This is a genomic window from Brevundimonas sp. (assembly GCF_013912065.1).
Taxonomy (GTDB): domain Bacteria; phylum Pseudomonadota; class Alphaproteobacteria; order Caulobacterales; family Caulobacteraceae; genus Brevundimonas.
In genome coordinates this window covers 211713-226254 of the sequence record NZ_JACESA010000003.1, presented here as the reverse complement: position 1 = coordinate 226254, position 14542 = coordinate 211713, and the positions used below count along the sequence as shown (strand labels likewise).

Annotated in this window: 16 protein-coding genes; 6 read left to right on the top strand and 10 right to left on the bottom strand. The window is 68.2% G+C overall.

The window, feature by feature from the left end; genetic code table 11:
• On the bottom strand, nucleotides 1-1240 hold a 1240-nt coding region (locus H2037_RS04405; RefSeq protein ID WP_292118188.1), incomplete at its 3' end, for a DUF2793 domain-containing protein.
• Between the two features lie 144 nt (nucleotides 1241-1384).
• Nucleotides 1385-1846, bottom strand: coding sequence for a DUF4112 domain-containing protein (locus H2037_RS04400; RefSeq protein ID WP_292118185.1), 462 nt, complete (start codon nucleotides 1844-1846; stop codon nucleotides 1385-1387).
• A gap of 69 nt (nucleotides 1847-1915) precedes the next feature.
• Here H2037_RS04400 and H2037_RS04395 point away from each other — a divergent pair, with 69 nt between their 5' ends.
• On the top strand, nucleotides 1916-2878 hold the full coding sequence (locus tag H2037_RS04395) for an endonuclease/exonuclease/phosphatase family protein (protein WP_292118182.1): 963 nt from the start codon (nucleotides 1916-1918) through the stop codon (nucleotides 2876-2878).
• Here H2037_RS04395 and H2037_RS04390 read toward each other — a convergent pair.
• From H2037_RS04390 to H2037_RS04365, 6 genes are all read right to left on the bottom strand, one after another.
• Entirely contained in the window at nucleotides 2850-4058 is a 1209-nt protein-coding gene (locus H2037_RS04390) for a CCA tRNA nucleotidyltransferase (RefSeq protein ID WP_292118179.1), read from the bottom strand. The genes H2037_RS04395 and H2037_RS04390 overlap by 29 nt on opposite strands.
• Nucleotides 4055-4729 carry a CoA pyrophosphatase gene (locus tag H2037_RS04385; RefSeq protein WP_292118176.1) on the bottom strand — a complete coding sequence of 225 codons (675 nt, stop codon included), beginning with the start codon at nucleotides 4727-4729 and terminating at the stop codon, nucleotides 4055-4057. The genes H2037_RS04390 and H2037_RS04385 overlap by 4 nt, the downstream gene beginning before the upstream one ends.
• Nucleotides 4726-5271 carry a DUF1285 domain-containing protein gene (locus tag H2037_RS04380; protein WP_292118230.1) on the bottom strand — a complete coding sequence of 182 codons (546 nt, stop codon included), beginning with the start codon at nucleotides 5269-5271 and terminating at the stop codon, nucleotides 4726-4728. The genes H2037_RS04385 and H2037_RS04380 overlap by 4 nt, the downstream gene beginning before the upstream one ends.
• 51 nt (nucleotides 5272-5322) lie before the next feature.
• A complete protein-coding gene (locus H2037_RS04375; RefSeq protein ID WP_292118173.1) occupies nucleotides 5323-5829 on the bottom strand; it encodes an N-acetyltransferase in 507 nt (168 codons plus the stop codon).
• A gap of 67 nt (nucleotides 5830-5896) precedes the next feature.
• Nucleotides 5897-6670 (bottom strand): enoyl-CoA hydratase, encoded by a 774-nt coding sequence (locus tag H2037_RS04370; RefSeq protein ID WP_292118171.1) that lies wholly within the window; start codon nucleotides 6668-6670, stop codon nucleotides 5897-5899.
• Complete coding sequence (locus H2037_RS04365) at nucleotides 6667-7752, bottom strand: MBL fold metallo-hydrolase (RefSeq protein ID WP_292118168.1); 1086 nt, start codon at nucleotides 7750-7752, stop codon at nucleotides 6667-6669. Before H2037_RS04365 ends, H2037_RS04370 begins: the two co-directional genes overlap by 4 nt.
• Before the next feature lie 126 nt (nucleotides 7753-7878).
• Here H2037_RS04365 and H2037_RS04360 point away from each other — a divergent pair, with 126 nt between their 5' ends.
• The 4 genes from H2037_RS04360 to H2037_RS04345 all read left to right on the top strand — a co-directional run bounded on the left by H2037_RS04360 (nucleotide 7879) and on the right by H2037_RS04345 (nucleotide 11231).
• Nucleotides 7879-8823 (top strand): hypothetical protein, encoded by a 945-nt coding sequence (locus H2037_RS04360; RefSeq protein WP_292118165.1) that lies wholly within the window; start codon nucleotides 7879-7881, stop codon nucleotides 8821-8823.
• Nucleotides 8824-8926: 103 nt separating this feature from the next.
• Nucleotides 8927-9724: an exodeoxyribonuclease III gene (gene xth / locus H2037_RS04355; RefSeq protein WP_292118162.1), complete on the top strand. Its 798-nt coding sequence runs from the start codon at nucleotides 8927-8929 to the stop codon at nucleotides 9722-9724.
• A 5-nt stretch (nucleotides 9725-9729) separates the two neighbouring features.
• Complete coding sequence (locus H2037_RS04350; protein ID WP_292118159.1) at nucleotides 9730-10245, top strand: hypothetical protein; 516 nt, start codon at nucleotides 9730-9732, stop codon at nucleotides 10243-10245.
• An 80-nt stretch (nucleotides 10246-10325) separates the two neighbouring features.
• Nucleotides 10326-11231: a cobalamin biosynthesis protein CbiG gene (locus H2037_RS04345; RefSeq protein WP_292118156.1), complete on the top strand. Its 906-nt coding sequence runs from the start codon at nucleotides 10326-10328 to the stop codon at nucleotides 11229-11231.
• Between the two features lie 50 nt (nucleotides 11232-11281).
• Here H2037_RS04345 and H2037_RS04340 read toward each other — a convergent pair whose 3' ends face one another.
• Together H2037_RS04340 and H2037_RS04335 are read right to left on the bottom strand one after the other, a co-directional pair.
• Nucleotides 11282-12460 carry a carboxynorspermidine decarboxylase gene (locus tag H2037_RS04340; protein ID WP_292118154.1) on the bottom strand — a complete coding sequence of 393 codons (1179 nt, stop codon included), beginning with the start codon at nucleotides 12458-12460 and terminating at the stop codon, nucleotides 11282-11284.
• Between the two features lie 11 nt (nucleotides 12461-12471).
• Nucleotides 12472-13677: a saccharopine dehydrogenase family protein gene (locus tag H2037_RS04335; RefSeq protein ID WP_292118151.1), complete on the bottom strand. Its 1206-nt coding sequence runs from the start codon at nucleotides 13675-13677 to the stop codon at nucleotides 12472-12474.
• Between the two features lie 666 nt (nucleotides 13678-14343).
• Here H2037_RS04335 and H2037_RS04330 point away from each other — a divergent pair.
• Entirely contained in the window at nucleotides 14344-14535 is a 192-nt protein-coding gene (locus tag H2037_RS04330; RefSeq protein WP_292118148.1) for a hypothetical protein, read from the top strand.
• Nucleotides 14536-14542 lie beyond the last annotated feature (7 nt).

Below are 14542 nucleotides of genomic sequence, written 5' to 3'. Positions count from 1 at the left end.
GCCCTGCCCCCGCGCCGCCAGGGCCGCCCGCTCGGGCGACATTGGTCGTGGCCAAACCGCCTCCGCCGCCGCCTCCGCCCGGACCGTCCGGACAGGCGGTCTCACCGCCGCTCGCTGCGGTCGCCGTGATCGAACTGTCGCCGCCGCGATTGGCCGTCCTGAGCCCCAGGCCGCCCGCGCCGCCTGGACCCGTCGCCGCGCTTCCGCCGCCTCCGCCCGATCCGCCGTCCGCCCGCGCCAGCACCGATCCGTCGAGGCTCACCGTCGAGGGGCCGCCCACGCCGCCCGGCGTTCCCGCTCCAGCACCGCTCGTTCCAGCGACGCCGCCGGGACCGACAGTGATCGTCAGGCCTCCCGTCAGGTCCGCGACCGACCAGCGCGCCTCGGTCAGCCCGCCCGCGCCGCCGCCGCCGCCGCCGAAGCGGGCGGCGCCCGCCGGTCCCGCCATGCCAGATCCGCCGCCTCCGCCCCCACCGATGCAGACCGCATCGACCCACCGCGCCCAGTCAGGCGGCTGATAGAGGCCGTCATCGGCGAAGACCGTCGTCTCGCGCCGGGTCGCGCCCGCGTCGAAGGCGATCCGCCCTGTCGCGCGGTCCACCGCGAAGGCGCGCCGCCAGATCGCCCCATCCGCACTGACCTTCAGGCTCAGGTCCTCGTCGCCCACCAGGCCCAGTTCGGCCCGACCGCCGTAACCGCTCTGGAACAGCAGCGACAGGACGTCGCCCGCCGCTTCCTTGTTCAGGGTCAATCTCAGGTCTCCGTCGCCACCCTCGTCCAGGCCGCGCGCGGTGTACAGGGCGGTGTTGGTCTTGACCGCCAGCGGATTGGCGGCGTCCGCTGTCGTGCCGAGCCCCAGCCGCGACAGCCCCTGCAACTCGCCCAGCCAGAGGCCCAGAGGCGACCAGCCTTCCTCGCCGCGCACCGTCATGATCCCCGCGTCCAGCACGAGGGCGGTCAGACCGATGGGGGTGGACACGACGCTCCAGCCGCCGGCCTCGAACCGCATCAGGCTTCCGGCCGCGCGGCCGCTCCAGGCCGGGCCCTGGGCGTTTTCGGGCAGGATGTAGAGATCGCCGTCGAACGGCGTTTCAGGCTGGGCGGCGAGGGTGGCGCTGACCACCGCCGTCTGGAGCAAGGCGTCCAGCCGGGTCAGGGCCGCATTCAGGGTCACATGTTTCTGCATCTGCCCCGCCGCCAGATAGGGCAGGGCCAGACGTGCGGTGAAATCGTCGTTCATCAGTATCTCCGTTGATGTCGGAGATCAGTCTGGGCGCGCCGCCGACCCAGGCGGGTTGAACGGCGAATTTCGCCGTCAATACGCTGTGTTAAAAAGGGAATGTTTTCGGAATTAGGTGATCAAGGGCTCGCCAGCCCTCCTAATTCAGTCGTGCAGATAGACGATCCGCCGCAGCTTCCTATCGTTACTCACGGTCTCCAGGTGCCGCTCGTGGTCGCCGCTGGCCCTGGCGTTGGCCTCGGAATCCTCGACCCAGTGACTGGTCTCGATATCCTTCTGCAGCGCCTTGGCCGCCAGAAGCTGTCCCGGAAAGAAGGTGTCGACCACGTCGCCAGCGACAGGAACCGTGCCGGTCGCCGTATCCACCGCCATATAGGCCGCCATCCGCGCCAGGGTCGCCGGCGAGGCCTTGGCCCGGATCGCCTGCATCAACAGCCAGCCGCCGGTCCCGACCGTATAGACGGTGCCCACGATCGGCACCCAGGTCAGCAAACCGTCCATGCCGATCCCGAATGGGCCGATGCCGATCACCCGATCGGACAGTTTCTTGATCCCCTCGACATTGGACCAGATCTTCTCGATATCTTGAATCGACCGTCTGGCCATGTCGCGCCTCCCAAGCGTCCGCCCTAACGCGGCATAGCCAACAGCGTTCACCAAGAAAGGCAACAATAGATGTCCCTGCTCAAGCTGGCGGCCAATACGGCGGCCTGCCTGGTTCTGATCGGCCTGGCCGTGTTCGGCGTGGCGGCGCTCAGCGGGATCGATCACCGTTGGGTGGACATTCTGGCGCAGTTCACGGCGCCGGTGTTGCTGGCGGCCGGGTTGCTGACCCTGGCCTGCGCGGGGATGCATCTATGGCCGGCAGCAGCGGTGGGCGGGCTGGCCACCCTGATCCTGTTCGCCTCAGTCTGGCCCCAGTGGATGACGCCCATGGGCCGGCGCCAGCCCGATCAGCCGGTCATCCGGGTCTATTCCGCCAACCTCTGGGAACCCAATACCGACGTCGACGCCATGCGGGCCTCCATCGTCGAGGCCGATGCGGACATCGTCATCCTGGTCGAGGTCGGCGACGCGCCCATCGCCCGGATCGACGAACTGCTCGCCGACTATGCGCATCGCAAGGTCAACGGCCCGACGAAGCTGGGCGAGTCGTCGGCGCGATCGATCATCGCCTCCCGCTATCCGATCGTCGAGAAACTGCCTTGGCGGCGCGACGGCCTCAGTGCGATCGGCGCCGTCGTCGATACCCCGCTCGGCCACGTCACCGTCTTCGGCGTCCATCTGACCCGTCCCTGGCCCTATCAGTATCAGTGGGGCCAGATCACCCAGGTCATGGCCCTGACCGCGCGTCGCAAGGCGGCTGCGCCTGGCCCCACAATCGTGGCAGGCGACTTCAACAGCGTCTCCAGCGCCCGCATCGGCCGACAGATCAAGCGCGATCTCGACCTGGTCCCCGCCCCCGGCTTCCCCGGCACTTGGCCCAGCAGCCTGCCCAGCGTTCTGGGCATCACCATCGACCAGGTCTATCGCTCCAGGGACCTGGCCCTGGTCGACCGCCGGGTGGGCCGCCCCACCGGCTCGGACCACTATCCGGTCGTGACGGAATTCACTCTGGCGGAGCCATCAACGCCCTGATCCGCGCCTCGTGACCGTGGTCGGGAAAATCCTCGGCGATCCAGGCGTCCTCGAAAGCTTTCAGAATCCGCCCCGTCTCCGGCCCCGGCTTCAGGCCCAGCCGGGCCAGATCGCGGCCCCCGACCGGCATCTTCGGCGCGGTCCATTCCGCCGCCAGACGTCTCAGTCCGGCGCAGTCGCCGCCCCGCGCCGCCTCAGCGCGGCTCAGCCGGTCCTCGAAGGCCGCGCGCCCCAGCCGATAGATCGCCGCCCGCGCCTCGGCGGCGGTCATGCCGGGCGTCACGGCGGGGCCGTCGGCGACGGCCGCCGCCAGTCGGTCGCGGACGGCGTTGGACAGCCGCAAGTCGCCTGCGATCCGCACGACCGTGTCCGCGTCCTCCGGCAACAGGGCCGACAGCCGCAACACCGGGTCTGGGCTCGCCTCGCACAGGGCGTCGAACATCGCCAACGGCTGGGCTTCGGGCAGCACCTGGTCCAGGACGCCGGTCTCGGCCATGGCCCGCACCGCCGGTCGCGGGTCCGGCGCCGCCAGCAGTTTCAGCAGTTCCTTGGACACCCGCTCGGCCGACAGCCGCGCCATGCCGCCCTTCAAGGCCGCGCAGGCCGCCAGCCCGGCCGCGTCGGGCTCGCCCCGCCCATACCAGGCCTGGAAGCGGAAGAAGCGCAGGATGCGCAGATAGTCCTCGCGGATCCGGGTCTCGGCCTCGCCGACGAAGACGATCCGCCCTTCGGCCGCGTCCGCCAGACCGCCGCCGGTCGGATCGAACACCGTCCCCGCCGCATCGGCGTAGAGAGCGTTCAGCCGGAAGTCCCGCCGCGCCGCGTCCTCGGCCCAGTCCTCGGTGAAGGCGACCACCGCCCGGCGCCCGTCGGTTTCGACGTCTCGGCGCAGGGTCGTGATCTCATAGGGTTTGCGCTCCGACACGCCGGTGACCGTGCCGTGTTCCAGCCCCGTCGGCACGGCCTTCAGCCCCGCCGTCTTCAAGGCCGCCATGGTCTGTTCCGGCCTCAGCCGCGTGGCGATGTCGATGTCGTCCACCGGCCGGCCCAGCAGGCTGTTGCGGACGCAGCCGCCGACGAAACGAGCGCAGTCGGGACCGCCGGCCGCCTGCAGCGCCGCCATGACAGCCCGCGTCGCCGGCGCCTCCAGCCACGGCTGGCCAAGCATCGACACGCTCATGCCGCCCCCTGTTCGGCGTCCACCTCGGCCGCGATCTCGGGCGCGGGTTCGTCGCCGTACAGCCGCGCATGCAGCCCCTTCAGGATGCCGGCCGTCACGCCCCAGATATAGCGTTCGCCCCAGGGCATGGCCCAGAACCAGCGCCTCAGCCCCTCGTCCATGTCGTAGAAGTCGCGACGATGGTTGGCTGCGTCCATCAGAAAGTCCCACGGCGTCTCGAACACCTCGGCCACCTCGTCGGGCGACGGCGTCGTCTGCGGCGGCTCATGCAGCCAGCCGATAACGGGCGTCACCAGGAAGCCGGTGCCGGTCTCATAGGCGTCGGACAGGCCCAGCACCTCGACGGCCGCAGGGTTCAACGCCACCTCCTCGTCCGCCTCGCGCAGGGCGGCCTGGACGGCGGTCTCGCCGGGGTCCAGCCGTCCGCCGGGAAAGGCGATCTGGCCCGTGTGCCGCACCAGGGTGTCTGCTCGTCGGGTCAGCAGCACCGTCGCCCCCTCGGGCCGGGCCACCACCGGGATCAACACCGCCGCCGGCCTGAGGTCCCGCATCGGCCGCGCCGCCTGCGGGTTCAGGTCGAAGTCCGACCGGGCCGCCACCCATTCCGGCCGCCAGGTCTCGGCGGGCGTCAGACGGTCGACCAGCCGGTGTCGCAGGGTCTCCAGACTCACGCCACGGCTCCCAGCGAAAAGACCTGACCGCCGGACCGCACGACCAGCCGGTCGTCGACCGTCTCGGCGGCTTCGACCAGTTCGTAAAAGACAGAACGGCTGATCCGCGCCCACAGATCGCGCCGCACATGGACGCGCGGCGCCGGTTCGCCGGTCGCCGGGTCGGTCTCCACCACGATGGGATCGGCCTCCCCCGCCCGGACCTCGTCGCCGACGTCGGTGGTGAAGATCAGATCGTCGCCGTCCCGCCGCACCGCCACGGCCCGGAAAGGAAGATCCTCGACCTCGATCCGCAGCTTCTCGACCGGCGTCACCAGATGATAGCCGTCGGGATCCTTGCGCAGGACGGTGGAGAACAGCCGCACCAGAGCCTCGCGCCCGATCGGCGATCCCTCGTGCATCCAGACGCCGTCGCCCCGGATCAGGATGTCGATCTCGCCGCAATGCCCGGGGTTCCACAGGTGGACGGGCGGCAGGCCCCGGCCGGGAGCCTGTTTCGCCGCCTCGGCCACCGCGTTCAAACCGGTTTTGGCTTCATCCATCTTGGTCATGATGCGACATGACTTAGGCGCGACGCGCCGCCTGGGAAAGCCTCAGCCGATCCTGACGGGGCCCGAGACCGTATCGGCGCCGATCGCCAGCCACAGCACGCGGCGGCGATCCACGGGTCCGGGCAGGCGCGCCTCGGGGGCGGCGACGAAGCCGAAACGTTCGAAATAGGCCCGGTCGCCGACCAGCAGCACCCCGCCCGCCTGGGCCGTTCGCGCCGCGTCGATACAGGCCTGGACCAGTTCGGCGCCCAGACCGTCGCTGCGGACGGCGGCGTCCACAGCGATCGGCCCCAGGAACAGGCCCGGCGTCTCGCCGACAACGACTGGCCAAAGCCGCACCGAACCGACGATCCGGCCGTCGCGCCGGGCGATGAAGCCCGCCGTGGCGCGCGATCCCTCGCGCAGCCGCTCGGCCGTCTTGGCGTACCGGCCCGGTCCGAAGGCGGCCATGATCAGAGCTTCGACGCCTGTGGCGTCAGCCGGGGTCTCGGCTTCGATGCGGCTGGCGACAGCGGCGGAGAGCGTGTTCTGGACGAGGGCGTGCGACATTTGCGCTCCGGCGTGGGCGCGCGCACCTAGAACCAAAGCCGCGCCAAATCAAGGCGCGGCGGTGGTTTCAGCCCAGTTTGGAAAAGTCCGGCGCCCGCTTCTGTGTGAAGGCCGTGAAGGCCTCCATGGCCTCCGGACTGCGCATCTGCGATCCAAAGGCCTCGCCCTCGCGCTGCATCAGGGCCCACAGCCCCTCGGCGTCGCGCATCAGCCGCTTGGTCTTGCGGATCGAATTGGGCGCCCGCGCCGCCACTCGGGCCGCCAGATCGGCCGCCGTGGCCTCGACCTGGTCGGCTGGGACGGCCCGGTTGGCGAGGCCCCAGGCCGCCGCCGTCTTGCCGTCCAGCGGCTCGCCCAGGGCGAACAGTTCGAAGGCGCGCTGATGACCGATCACGGCCGGCAGCAACAGGCTGGACGCCGCTTCCGGCGCCAGGGCCAGATTGACGAACGGGACCGAGAGCAGCGCGTCCTCCGCCACCACCACCAGGTCGCAATGCAGCAGCATGGTCAGACCGATGCCGACCGCGCGGCCCTTGACCGCCGCCACCATCGGCTTGTCCAGGTCCGCCAGGGCCTTCAGAAACCGAAACACCGACATGTCGAACGGCTTGTCGGTCTGGGAGCCGATGGCGATGAAATCGCCGATATCGTTGCCGGCCGAGAAACTGTCGCCCTCGGCGCGCAGCAGCAGCACCCGGACCGCGTCATCGGTCCGCGCCCGCTCGGTCGTCTCGGCCAGGACCGAATACATGGCCTGGGTGATGGCGTTCTTCTTGTCGGCCCGGTCCAGCGTCAGGGTCAGGACGCCGTCGGTCAAATCGGTGCGGATATGTTCGCTCACGTCGTTTCCTCGTCCTGTTCCACGGCCGTCCACCAGTCGACGCCGTCCTTGTCCCGCGTTCGCGTGGCGCGTCCGCGACGTTCCAGATAGTTCAGATGCGCCTGGGCCTCGCCCGTGGCCATGCCCAGCACCCCGTCCCCGACCGCCCGACCGAAGACGGCGGGGAAGCCGTCGACCACCCTAGACGGTTGACGCAGCGTCCGCTCAAGCCGTTTCAGCGCCACTTCATGTCCGCGCTTCAGGGCGTCCAGCCGGGCGTGAACGCCGAAGAAGGGCTCCCCGTGCGACGGCAGCACCAAAGTTGCCTCGGGCAGGAGGCCGCGCAGCCTGGCCAGCGAGTCCATCCAGTCGCCCAGGGGATCGGCCATGGGCTCGGTCGGCCAGACCGAGACGTTCGACGATATCCGCGGCAGTATCTGGTCCCCGGCGATGAACAGGTCGTCGGACCGACGCCACAGACAGACATGTTCAGGACTGTGGCCCGACCCCACGACCACCGTCCATTGGTCGCCGCCGATCTCGATCGCGTCCCCATCCGACAGCCGCAGATAGCGGCGCGGCATCGGCGACACCCCCTTGCCGAAGCCGCCGTAGTCCGCGCGCCAGCGCTCGATCTGGGCCTCGGTCCAGCCGGCCGCACGGTAATAGAGTGCGCCGTCCTCGGGCACGTCCCCGGCCTCCTCGGCCATCAGCATGCGGCCTGTGACATATTCCAGGCGCGACATCAGCAGGGGGGCGCCGGTCCTTTCGCACAACCAACCCGCCAGACCGATATGGTCAGGGTGCATGTGGGTGCAGATCAGGCGATGAACGGGTCGCCCCTCCAGCCCTTCCGCCAGGATCGTCTCCCAGGCCGCGACGGTGTCCGGGGTCCGTAGACCCGTGTCGATGAGCGTCCAGCCCTCGCCATCCCGGATCGCGAAGGCGTTGACGTGGTTCAGCTGGAACGGCAGCGAAAACCGCAGCCACAGCACCCCGCGCGCGACCTCTACCGCCTCGCCGGGCGCGGGCGCATCGGGCATGGGGTAGGTCAGCCCCTTGCCGTCGCCATTCGCTGTTGTCGTCGCCTGTCCGTCGGCCAAGTGCGTCTCCAATAGAAACGCTCGAACTCTATGCCGGATCAGGCGTTCACGTCCAGCCGACGCCTTGACCCCGACTCAATACGCCGCCACACGACAAGCAGCACACACAGCCCCCGAGGTGTTCCCATGAAGTTCCGCATCGCCGCCGCGCTGATCGCCCTGGCCGTCAGCGCCACGGCCGTCGCCCCCGTCGCGGCCCAGACCAGTGGTCCTGACGACCCTCGCGAGAACGCCACGCGCCCGGCCGAGGGCGGGCGAGTGGGACGCACGCGTGATCGCAATCGCGATCGCGCGCCTCAACCGACAGCCGAGCAGATCCAGGCCGCGGCTCAGGAACAGGCCACCCTGGGCAATACCGGCTGTCAGGTGACGGAAGCGAAGCTTCTGGGAACCACGGCGGAAAAGACCTCGGTCTATGAAGTCGCCTGCGCCGCCGGCCCTGGCTATATGATCGAGTCCAAGACCCCGCCGCTGGTCACCGACTGCGTCGTCCTCGCCAATTCGGCGGCCACCATGCGCGCCTCCAATCCGGAAGCCGACGTCGGCCCCCAGTGCTCGATCCCGTCCAACATGGACACGCAACGCTTTCTGCGGGAATACGCCGAACAGGCCGCCGTCCCCTGCAACGTCGACGAGGTCCGGGTCGCGGGCAAGTCGAACGACGACGCCATCGTCTATGAGGTCGGCTGCGCCGCCGAACAGGGCTATTGGATCAAGAAAGTCGCGGGCGCCTGGAACAAGACCGAATGCATTCAGGTGATCGCCGAACGCGCCGAATGCACGTTCACGACGCCGGCCGAAATCGCCGCCTCGGTCAAGACCTGGCTGGCCGGTTCCGAAGCCGCCGGGTGCGATGTGACCGAAGCGCGCCTGATGGGCCAGAACAGCAACGGTCGCTTCTATGAGGCCAAGTGCGCGGCCGGAGACGGTTTCATCGCCCGCCTGAACGCCGAAAAGGCGGTTCAGCAGATCTATCCCTGCGCCACCGCCCAGCAGATCGGCGGCGGCTGCACCCTGACCCCGGCGCCGGCTCCGGCTCCGGCTCCGGCTCCGGCCGGCGGCCGTCCGTAAGCCACGCCGACTATCGCACAAGGGGCCGTCGGAGCGATCCGGCGGCCCTTTTGTTTTGCCGCCCCTCTTTTCCGAAACCGAGACGCAGCCTAGCGTCGCGCCCATGCGCATCGCCACCTGGAACGTGAACTCGGTCAACGCCCGCCTGCCCACCGTGCTGGCCTGGCTGGAGCAGGCCGCCCCCGACGTCGCCTGTTTCCAGGAGATCAAATGCGTGGACGAGAAATTCCCGCGCGAGGCGTTCGAGAGCCTGGGCTATAATGTCGAGACCCACGGCCAGAAGAGCTACAACGGCGTGGCCCTGCTGTCGAAGCATCCGATGTCCGACGTTCGGCGCGGCCTGCCGGGCGACGACGCCGACGAACAGGCCCGCTATCTGGAAGCGGTGATCGCGGCGCCCCGGCCGATCCGGGTGGCGTCCATCTATCTGCCGAACGGCAATCCGATCGGGACCGAGAAGTTCGACTACAAGCTGGCCTGGTTCGAGCGGCTGAACCGGCACGCGCGCGAGTTGCTGATGTTCGAGGAGCCGCTGGCCCTGTGCGGCGACTATAACGTCATTCCCGAGGCCGAGGACGCCAGGAACCCGGCCGCCTGGACCGACGACGCCCTGTTCCAGCCCCAGAGCCGCCAGGCCTTCCGCGCCCTGAAGAACCTGGGCCTGGCCGATGCGCACGAGGTCGGCGGCGAGCCGGCCGGAACCTACAGCTTCTGGGACTACCAGGCCGGCGCCTGGCAGAGGAACCACGGCATCCGCATCGACTTCGCCCTGCTGTCGCCCCAGGCCGCCGACCGTTTCCGGGCCATCGAGACCCATCGCGACGCCCGCGACATGGACAAGCCCAGCGACCATGTGCCGGTCGTGGTCGATATCGATCTCGCCGCCGACGCGGAGGCCTGAGGGCCATGGCCGACGTCCTGCGGGTGGTCCTGTTGGTCGCCCTGGCGGCGGCCCTGCTGACGACCCTGTCGCTGGCGCTTTCCTGGTGGATGGAGCCTGCGCGCAGGCTGAGGCGCGCCCTGCTGAAGGCCCTTGGCGCCGCGCCCGAAGTCGAGGCCCTGTCGCCGGGCGAAGGCCGCGCCTGTGCTCTGAACTTCGACGTCGAACAGGTAGTCGTGCTGTGGGCCAACGGGGTGCATGGCCTGGCCTATGGGTTCGACGAGGTCGAGGGCGGCGAGATCATCGTCGACGGCCATGTGGTCGCCCGCATCCGCCGCGGCGAGGCGCGCAAGGCGTTGGACGTCCTGGCGCCCGACGCCGAACAGGTGGTGCTGCGGCTGATGTTCGCGGACGCTCGCCATCCCGAGTTCGAACTGGCCCTGTGGGGCGCGGCCTTCCCCGGTGAAACCGGCTCGCCCGGCGAGGCCCTGCGTCTGGGCCGCCGCTGGCTGTCGCACCTCGAGGCCCTGCTGAAGGGCTGACGCCCCCTTTCGGATGTCGCGCGGGAGCGTTAGAAGCGCCCACTCATTCCTAGTGACACGCCTTTATACGGGAGGCCGCCTTGGCCCGCCTATTCGACGCCTATGTCGTCGCCGACTGGACCGCCGCCGAGACCAAGAAACTCGGCGACACCTCGCTGTGGATCGGGGTGGCGAAGCGCGACGTCCGCTTCCGCCTCTATACCGAGACGCACAATGTCGCGACGCGGGCGGAGGGCGAGGCCCTGCTGGCGTCCATCCTGGCGGATCACAGGAAGCGCGGCGACCGGGTGTTGGTCGGGCTGGACTTCAACTTCGGCTATCCGGCGGGCACGGCCGCGCGGCTGAAGCTGGACGGGACGCCGTGGCAGGCGATGTGGAAGTTCATCGCGTCCAACGTCGTGGACAAGGCCGATAACACCAACAACCGCTATCAGGTGGCGGCCAAGATGAACCGGCTGATGACCGACGAGGCCTGGCCGCTGTGGGGGGCGCCGGCGAAACAGGCGCAGCGCTGGCTGACGACGACCAAGCCGCCAGTGGGATCCGGCGCCGATATTCCCGAGTTCCGGGCGACCGAGAACGCCGCGCGCAAGGGCCGGCTGCAGCCCAAGAGCGTGTGGCAGATGCACGGGGCGGGCGCCGTCGGCGGCCAGACCCTGGTCGGGATCCCGGCCGTGCGTCGGCTGCTGGAAAGCCTGGGTCCGTCCGGGGCGGTCTGGCCCTTTGGCACCGGCTGGCGCGCGCTGACGCCGGACGACGTCGAGCCCCTGTCGGCCCTGGTGGTCGAGGTCTGGCCCTCGATGTTCGACGGCAAGCCCAATGAGGGCGAGTTCAAGGATCAGGCCCAGGTCCGCTCCACCGCCGAGGCCCTGGCCCGGATGGACGACGCCGGCGACTTGGCTAAGGCCTTCGGCCCGCCCAAGGACGCGACGCCCGAACTGATCGCCCAGGTCGAGCAGGAAGAGGGCTGGATTCTGGGGGTCTGAATCTGGAGAAAACCTCGACAAATCATCGAAAATTTGTCGAGGTTTCGCCGTCAGGACAGGCGGTCCCGGAACTCGGAATAGTCGAATTCGCGCACCAGTCTCAACGCGTCGGTGTCGCTGTTCCACAGGGCGATGGCCGGCAGCGGCACCCCGTTGAAGGTGTTGGTCTTCACCATCGAATAATGGGCCTGGTCCAGGAAGGCGATGCGCGTCCCGGCCGTCGGCGGCGTGGCGAAGCCATAGTCGCCGATGATGTCGCCGGCCAGGCATGACGGTCCGCCCAGGCGGTAGGTCACGCCGCCCTCGGCCTCGTTCAGCATGGCGGGGCGATAGGGGGCCTCGATCACATCGGGCATGTGGCAGGTGGCCGATATGTCGGTGATGGCGATCGGCATGGCGTTGTGGAAGGTGTCCAGCACCTCGCCCACCAGTATGCCGGCGTCCAGGGCTGCGGCCTCGCCCGGTTCGATATAGACGTCCAGGCTGTGGCGGTCGCCGATCCGGGCCAGGAAGGCGGCCAGGGCGTCGCGGTCATAGTCGGCGCGGGTGACGTGGTGGCCGCCGCCCAGATTGATCCATTTCAGCGACTTCAGCAGGGGCTCCAGCTGCGGCTCGATCGCCGCCCAGATCCGCTCCAGCGGCTCGAACCCCTGTTCGCACAGGGCGTGGATGTGCAGGCCGTCGACGCCGTCCAGATGGTCCGGCGTCAGCTGCGAGACCGGGAAGCCCAGGCGCGAGCCGAACTGGCAGGGGTCGTATTTGGCGACCTCGGCCTCCGAATGCTCGGGGTTCAGCCTCAGGCCGATGTCGAACACCTGGCCCTGCGCGCGCGCGTCGGCGATCAGGTCGGCGAAACGGGCGATCTGGTCCGGGGCGTTGAAGATCACCGTGTCCGACAGACGCAGGATCTCGGGCAGGTCCGCCGGCTTGTAGGCCGGCGAATAGGTGGTCAGGTGGCCGCGATAGAACTCCCGCGCCAGCCGCGCCTCCCACAGGCCCGAGGCGCAGACGCCGTCGAGGTATTCCCCGACGACATCGGCCAGCGACCACATGGAAAAGGCCTTCAGGGCCAGCAGGACCCGGGCGTTGCCGCGTTTCCCCACGTCCTGGAGGACGGCGAGGTTGCGACGCACCGCCGCCTCGTCCACCACGAAGGCGGGCGAAGGGACGCGGTTGAGGTCGAAGCGGGCGAAGGCGCCCGGTCCGCCGGCCTGGGTCTGCATAGCCATGATGTGCGCCTTCAGAAGTCCAGCGGAGCGTCCAGATCCTGAACCTTCCACGGCAGGCCGTGCTGGTTCAGCATGTCCATGAAGGGGTCGGGGTCCAGCTGTTCCATGTTGAACACCCCCTCGCCCTTCCATTGGCCGGTCAGCATCAGGGCCGCGCCGATCATGGCGGGGACGCCGGTGGTGTAGCTGACGGCCTGGTTGCCGGTCTCGGCATAGGCTTCCTGGTGGTCGCAGATGTTGTTGACGTAGACCGTCTTCCTGGCCCCGTCCTTCAGGCCGGTGGCGATGGTGCCGATATTGGTCTTGCCCTTGGTGATCGGCCCCAGCGACGAGGGTTCGGGCAGCAGGGCCTTCAGGAACTCGATCGGGATGATCTCGCGGCCCTGGAACATCATCGGCTCGATCGAGGTCATGCCGATGTTCTCCAGCACTTCCAGATGCTTGAGATAGCTATCGCCGAAGGTCATCCAGAAGCGGATGCGCTTGATTTCCGGATAGAATTTGGCCAGCGACTCCAGTTCCTCATGATACATGAGGTACATGTTCTTCTGGCCCACGCCCTCGAAGTCGAAGGTCTGTTTGTGGCTCAGGGCCGGACCCTCGACCCACTGGCCGTCGGCCCAGTGGCGTGACGGGGCGGTGACTTCGCGCAGATTGATCTCGGGATTGAAGTTGGTCGCGAACGGCAGGCCGGTGTCGCCGCCGTTGCAGTCCAGGATGTCGAGCGTCTCGATGGAATCCAGCAGGTGCTTCTTGGTGTAGGTGGTGAAGACTGAGGTCACGCCGGGGTCGAAGCCCGAACCCAGCAGCGCCATCAGGCCGGCGGCCTTGAAGCGGTCCTGATAGGCCCACTGCCACTTGTATTCGAACTTGGCTTCGTCGCGCGGCTCGTAGTTGGCGGTGTCTAGGTAGTTGACCCCGGCGGCCAGGCAGGCGTCCATGATGGCCAGGTCCTGGTACGGCAGGGCCAGGTTGACGACCAGGGCCGGCTGAACCGCCTTGATCAGGGCGGTGGTGGCGGCCACGTCGTCGGCGTCCAGGGCGGCCGTGTCGATGGTCACGCCGAAGCGCGCCTTGACGGATTCGGCGATGGCGTCGCACTTGGACTTGGTGCGGCTCGCCAGGGTGATGTGCGAGAAAATGTCCGCATTCATCGCCATCTTGTGGACCGCGACCGAACTGACGCCGCCGGCGCCAATGACCAGCACCTTGCTCATGTGCTTCTCCTGAAGACTGAATGCTCTGGCGACATCGCCGCCCTTATAAAGGGCGGGGCTCTTAGCACGATGATGACAGGACCGCTAATGCAGGCGGGGTCGGCGTCGAATTCGGGGGGTTTCTGGTTGGCGCCGCGCTTTTGCGAGCGTGAGAGAAAAAAACGAGTGCAGTTTCGTGCGCTTTCGACGGCGGCGGCCGCAGTCGAAATTGAACTTGCACAGGGCGAAACCAGTGCAATGTGCAAAAGAGTGCAATTGCCGGAAGGGGTTCACGTTTCAAAGACCGGCGGTGATTATAGGGCAGGTTTGAAGCGTGTCGGGTTGATTGGGGTTGCGGGGTCTCAGGCCGTTGAAAATTAAGCGCTTATCTTACGGAATTAGGAGGGCTACACCCTCCGTCAATCATCCCAAACCTGATCACCCGAAGGTTGGAGGTAGGACGCAGCGCCGCTCGTCTCCTCCCCGTTCGCCGCTTGGCGAATGGGGAGGGGGACCGCGAAGCGGTGGAGGGGCTCTTGAAGCGGGCGCCGTGTCTGGGGTGAAGAACCCCTCCGTCTCCTCGCGAAAAGCTCGGATCCACCTCCCCAACGCTGCGCGACGGGGAGGAGACGTTCACGAGTTCGGCTTGGGGTGGAAAACGGACATCGAGTGCGACAGGATGCGGCCATGGAACAAGTGCCGAACTCGAAGTCGCCACCGGAGGGCTGGGCCTTTAGCGTCAAGGAAGTGAGTGCCGGAGTTTATCGTGTGACCGGCCTCGGTCCCGGTGGCATTTCAGCGGAGCGGACCGGCACCGACGAAGAGGCCCTGCTCTTTGAGGTTATTGCCGACGCGGAAGAACTGAGCCGCCGCATTTAACGTCCGC

Excerpts from the sequence above, each read along its gene's own strand:
- xth (WP_292118162.1), top strand. The coding sequence starts at position 8,927 with ATGCGCATCGCCACCTGGAACGTGAACTCGGTCAACGCCCGCCTGCCC.
- H2037_RS04335 (WP_292118151.1), bottom strand. The coding sequence starts at position 13,677 with ATGAGCAAGGTGCTGGTCATTGGCGCCGGCGGCGTCAGTTCGGTCGCG.
- H2037_RS04390 (WP_292118179.1), bottom strand. The coding sequence starts at position 4,058 with ATGAGCGTGTCGATGCTTGGCCAGCCGTGGCTGGAGGCGCCGGCGACG.
- H2037_RS04395 (WP_292118182.1), top strand. The coding sequence starts at position 1,916 with ATGTCCCTGCTCAAGCTGGCGGCCAATACGGCGGCCTGCCTGGTTCTG.
- H2037_RS04375 (WP_292118173.1), bottom strand. The coding sequence starts at position 5,829 with ATGTCGCACGCCCTCGTCCAGAACACGCTCTCCGCCGCTGTCGCCAGC.
- H2037_RS04350 (WP_292118159.1), top strand. The coding sequence starts at position 9,730 with ATGGCCGACGTCCTGCGGGTGGTCCTGTTGGTCGCCCTGGCGGCGGCC.
- H2037_RS04380 (WP_292118230.1), bottom strand. The coding sequence starts at position 5,271 with ATGGATGAAGCCAAAACCGGTTTGAACGCGGTGGCCGAGGCGGCGAAA.
- H2037_RS04360 (WP_292118165.1), top strand. The coding sequence starts at position 7,879 with ATGAAGTTCCGCATCGCCGCCGCGCTGATCGCCCTGGCCGTCAGCGCC.
- H2037_RS04340 (WP_292118154.1), bottom strand. The coding sequence starts at position 12,460 with ATGGCTATGCAGACCCAGGCCGGCGGACCGGGCGCCTTCGCCCGCTTC.
- H2037_RS04400 (WP_292118185.1), bottom strand. The coding sequence starts at position 1,846 with ATGGCCAGACGGTCGATTCAAGATATCGAGAAGATCTGGTCCAATGTC.
- H2037_RS04330 (WP_292118148.1), top strand. The coding sequence starts at position 14,344 with ATGGAACAAGTGCCGAACTCGAAGTCGCCACCGGAGGGCTGGGCCTTT.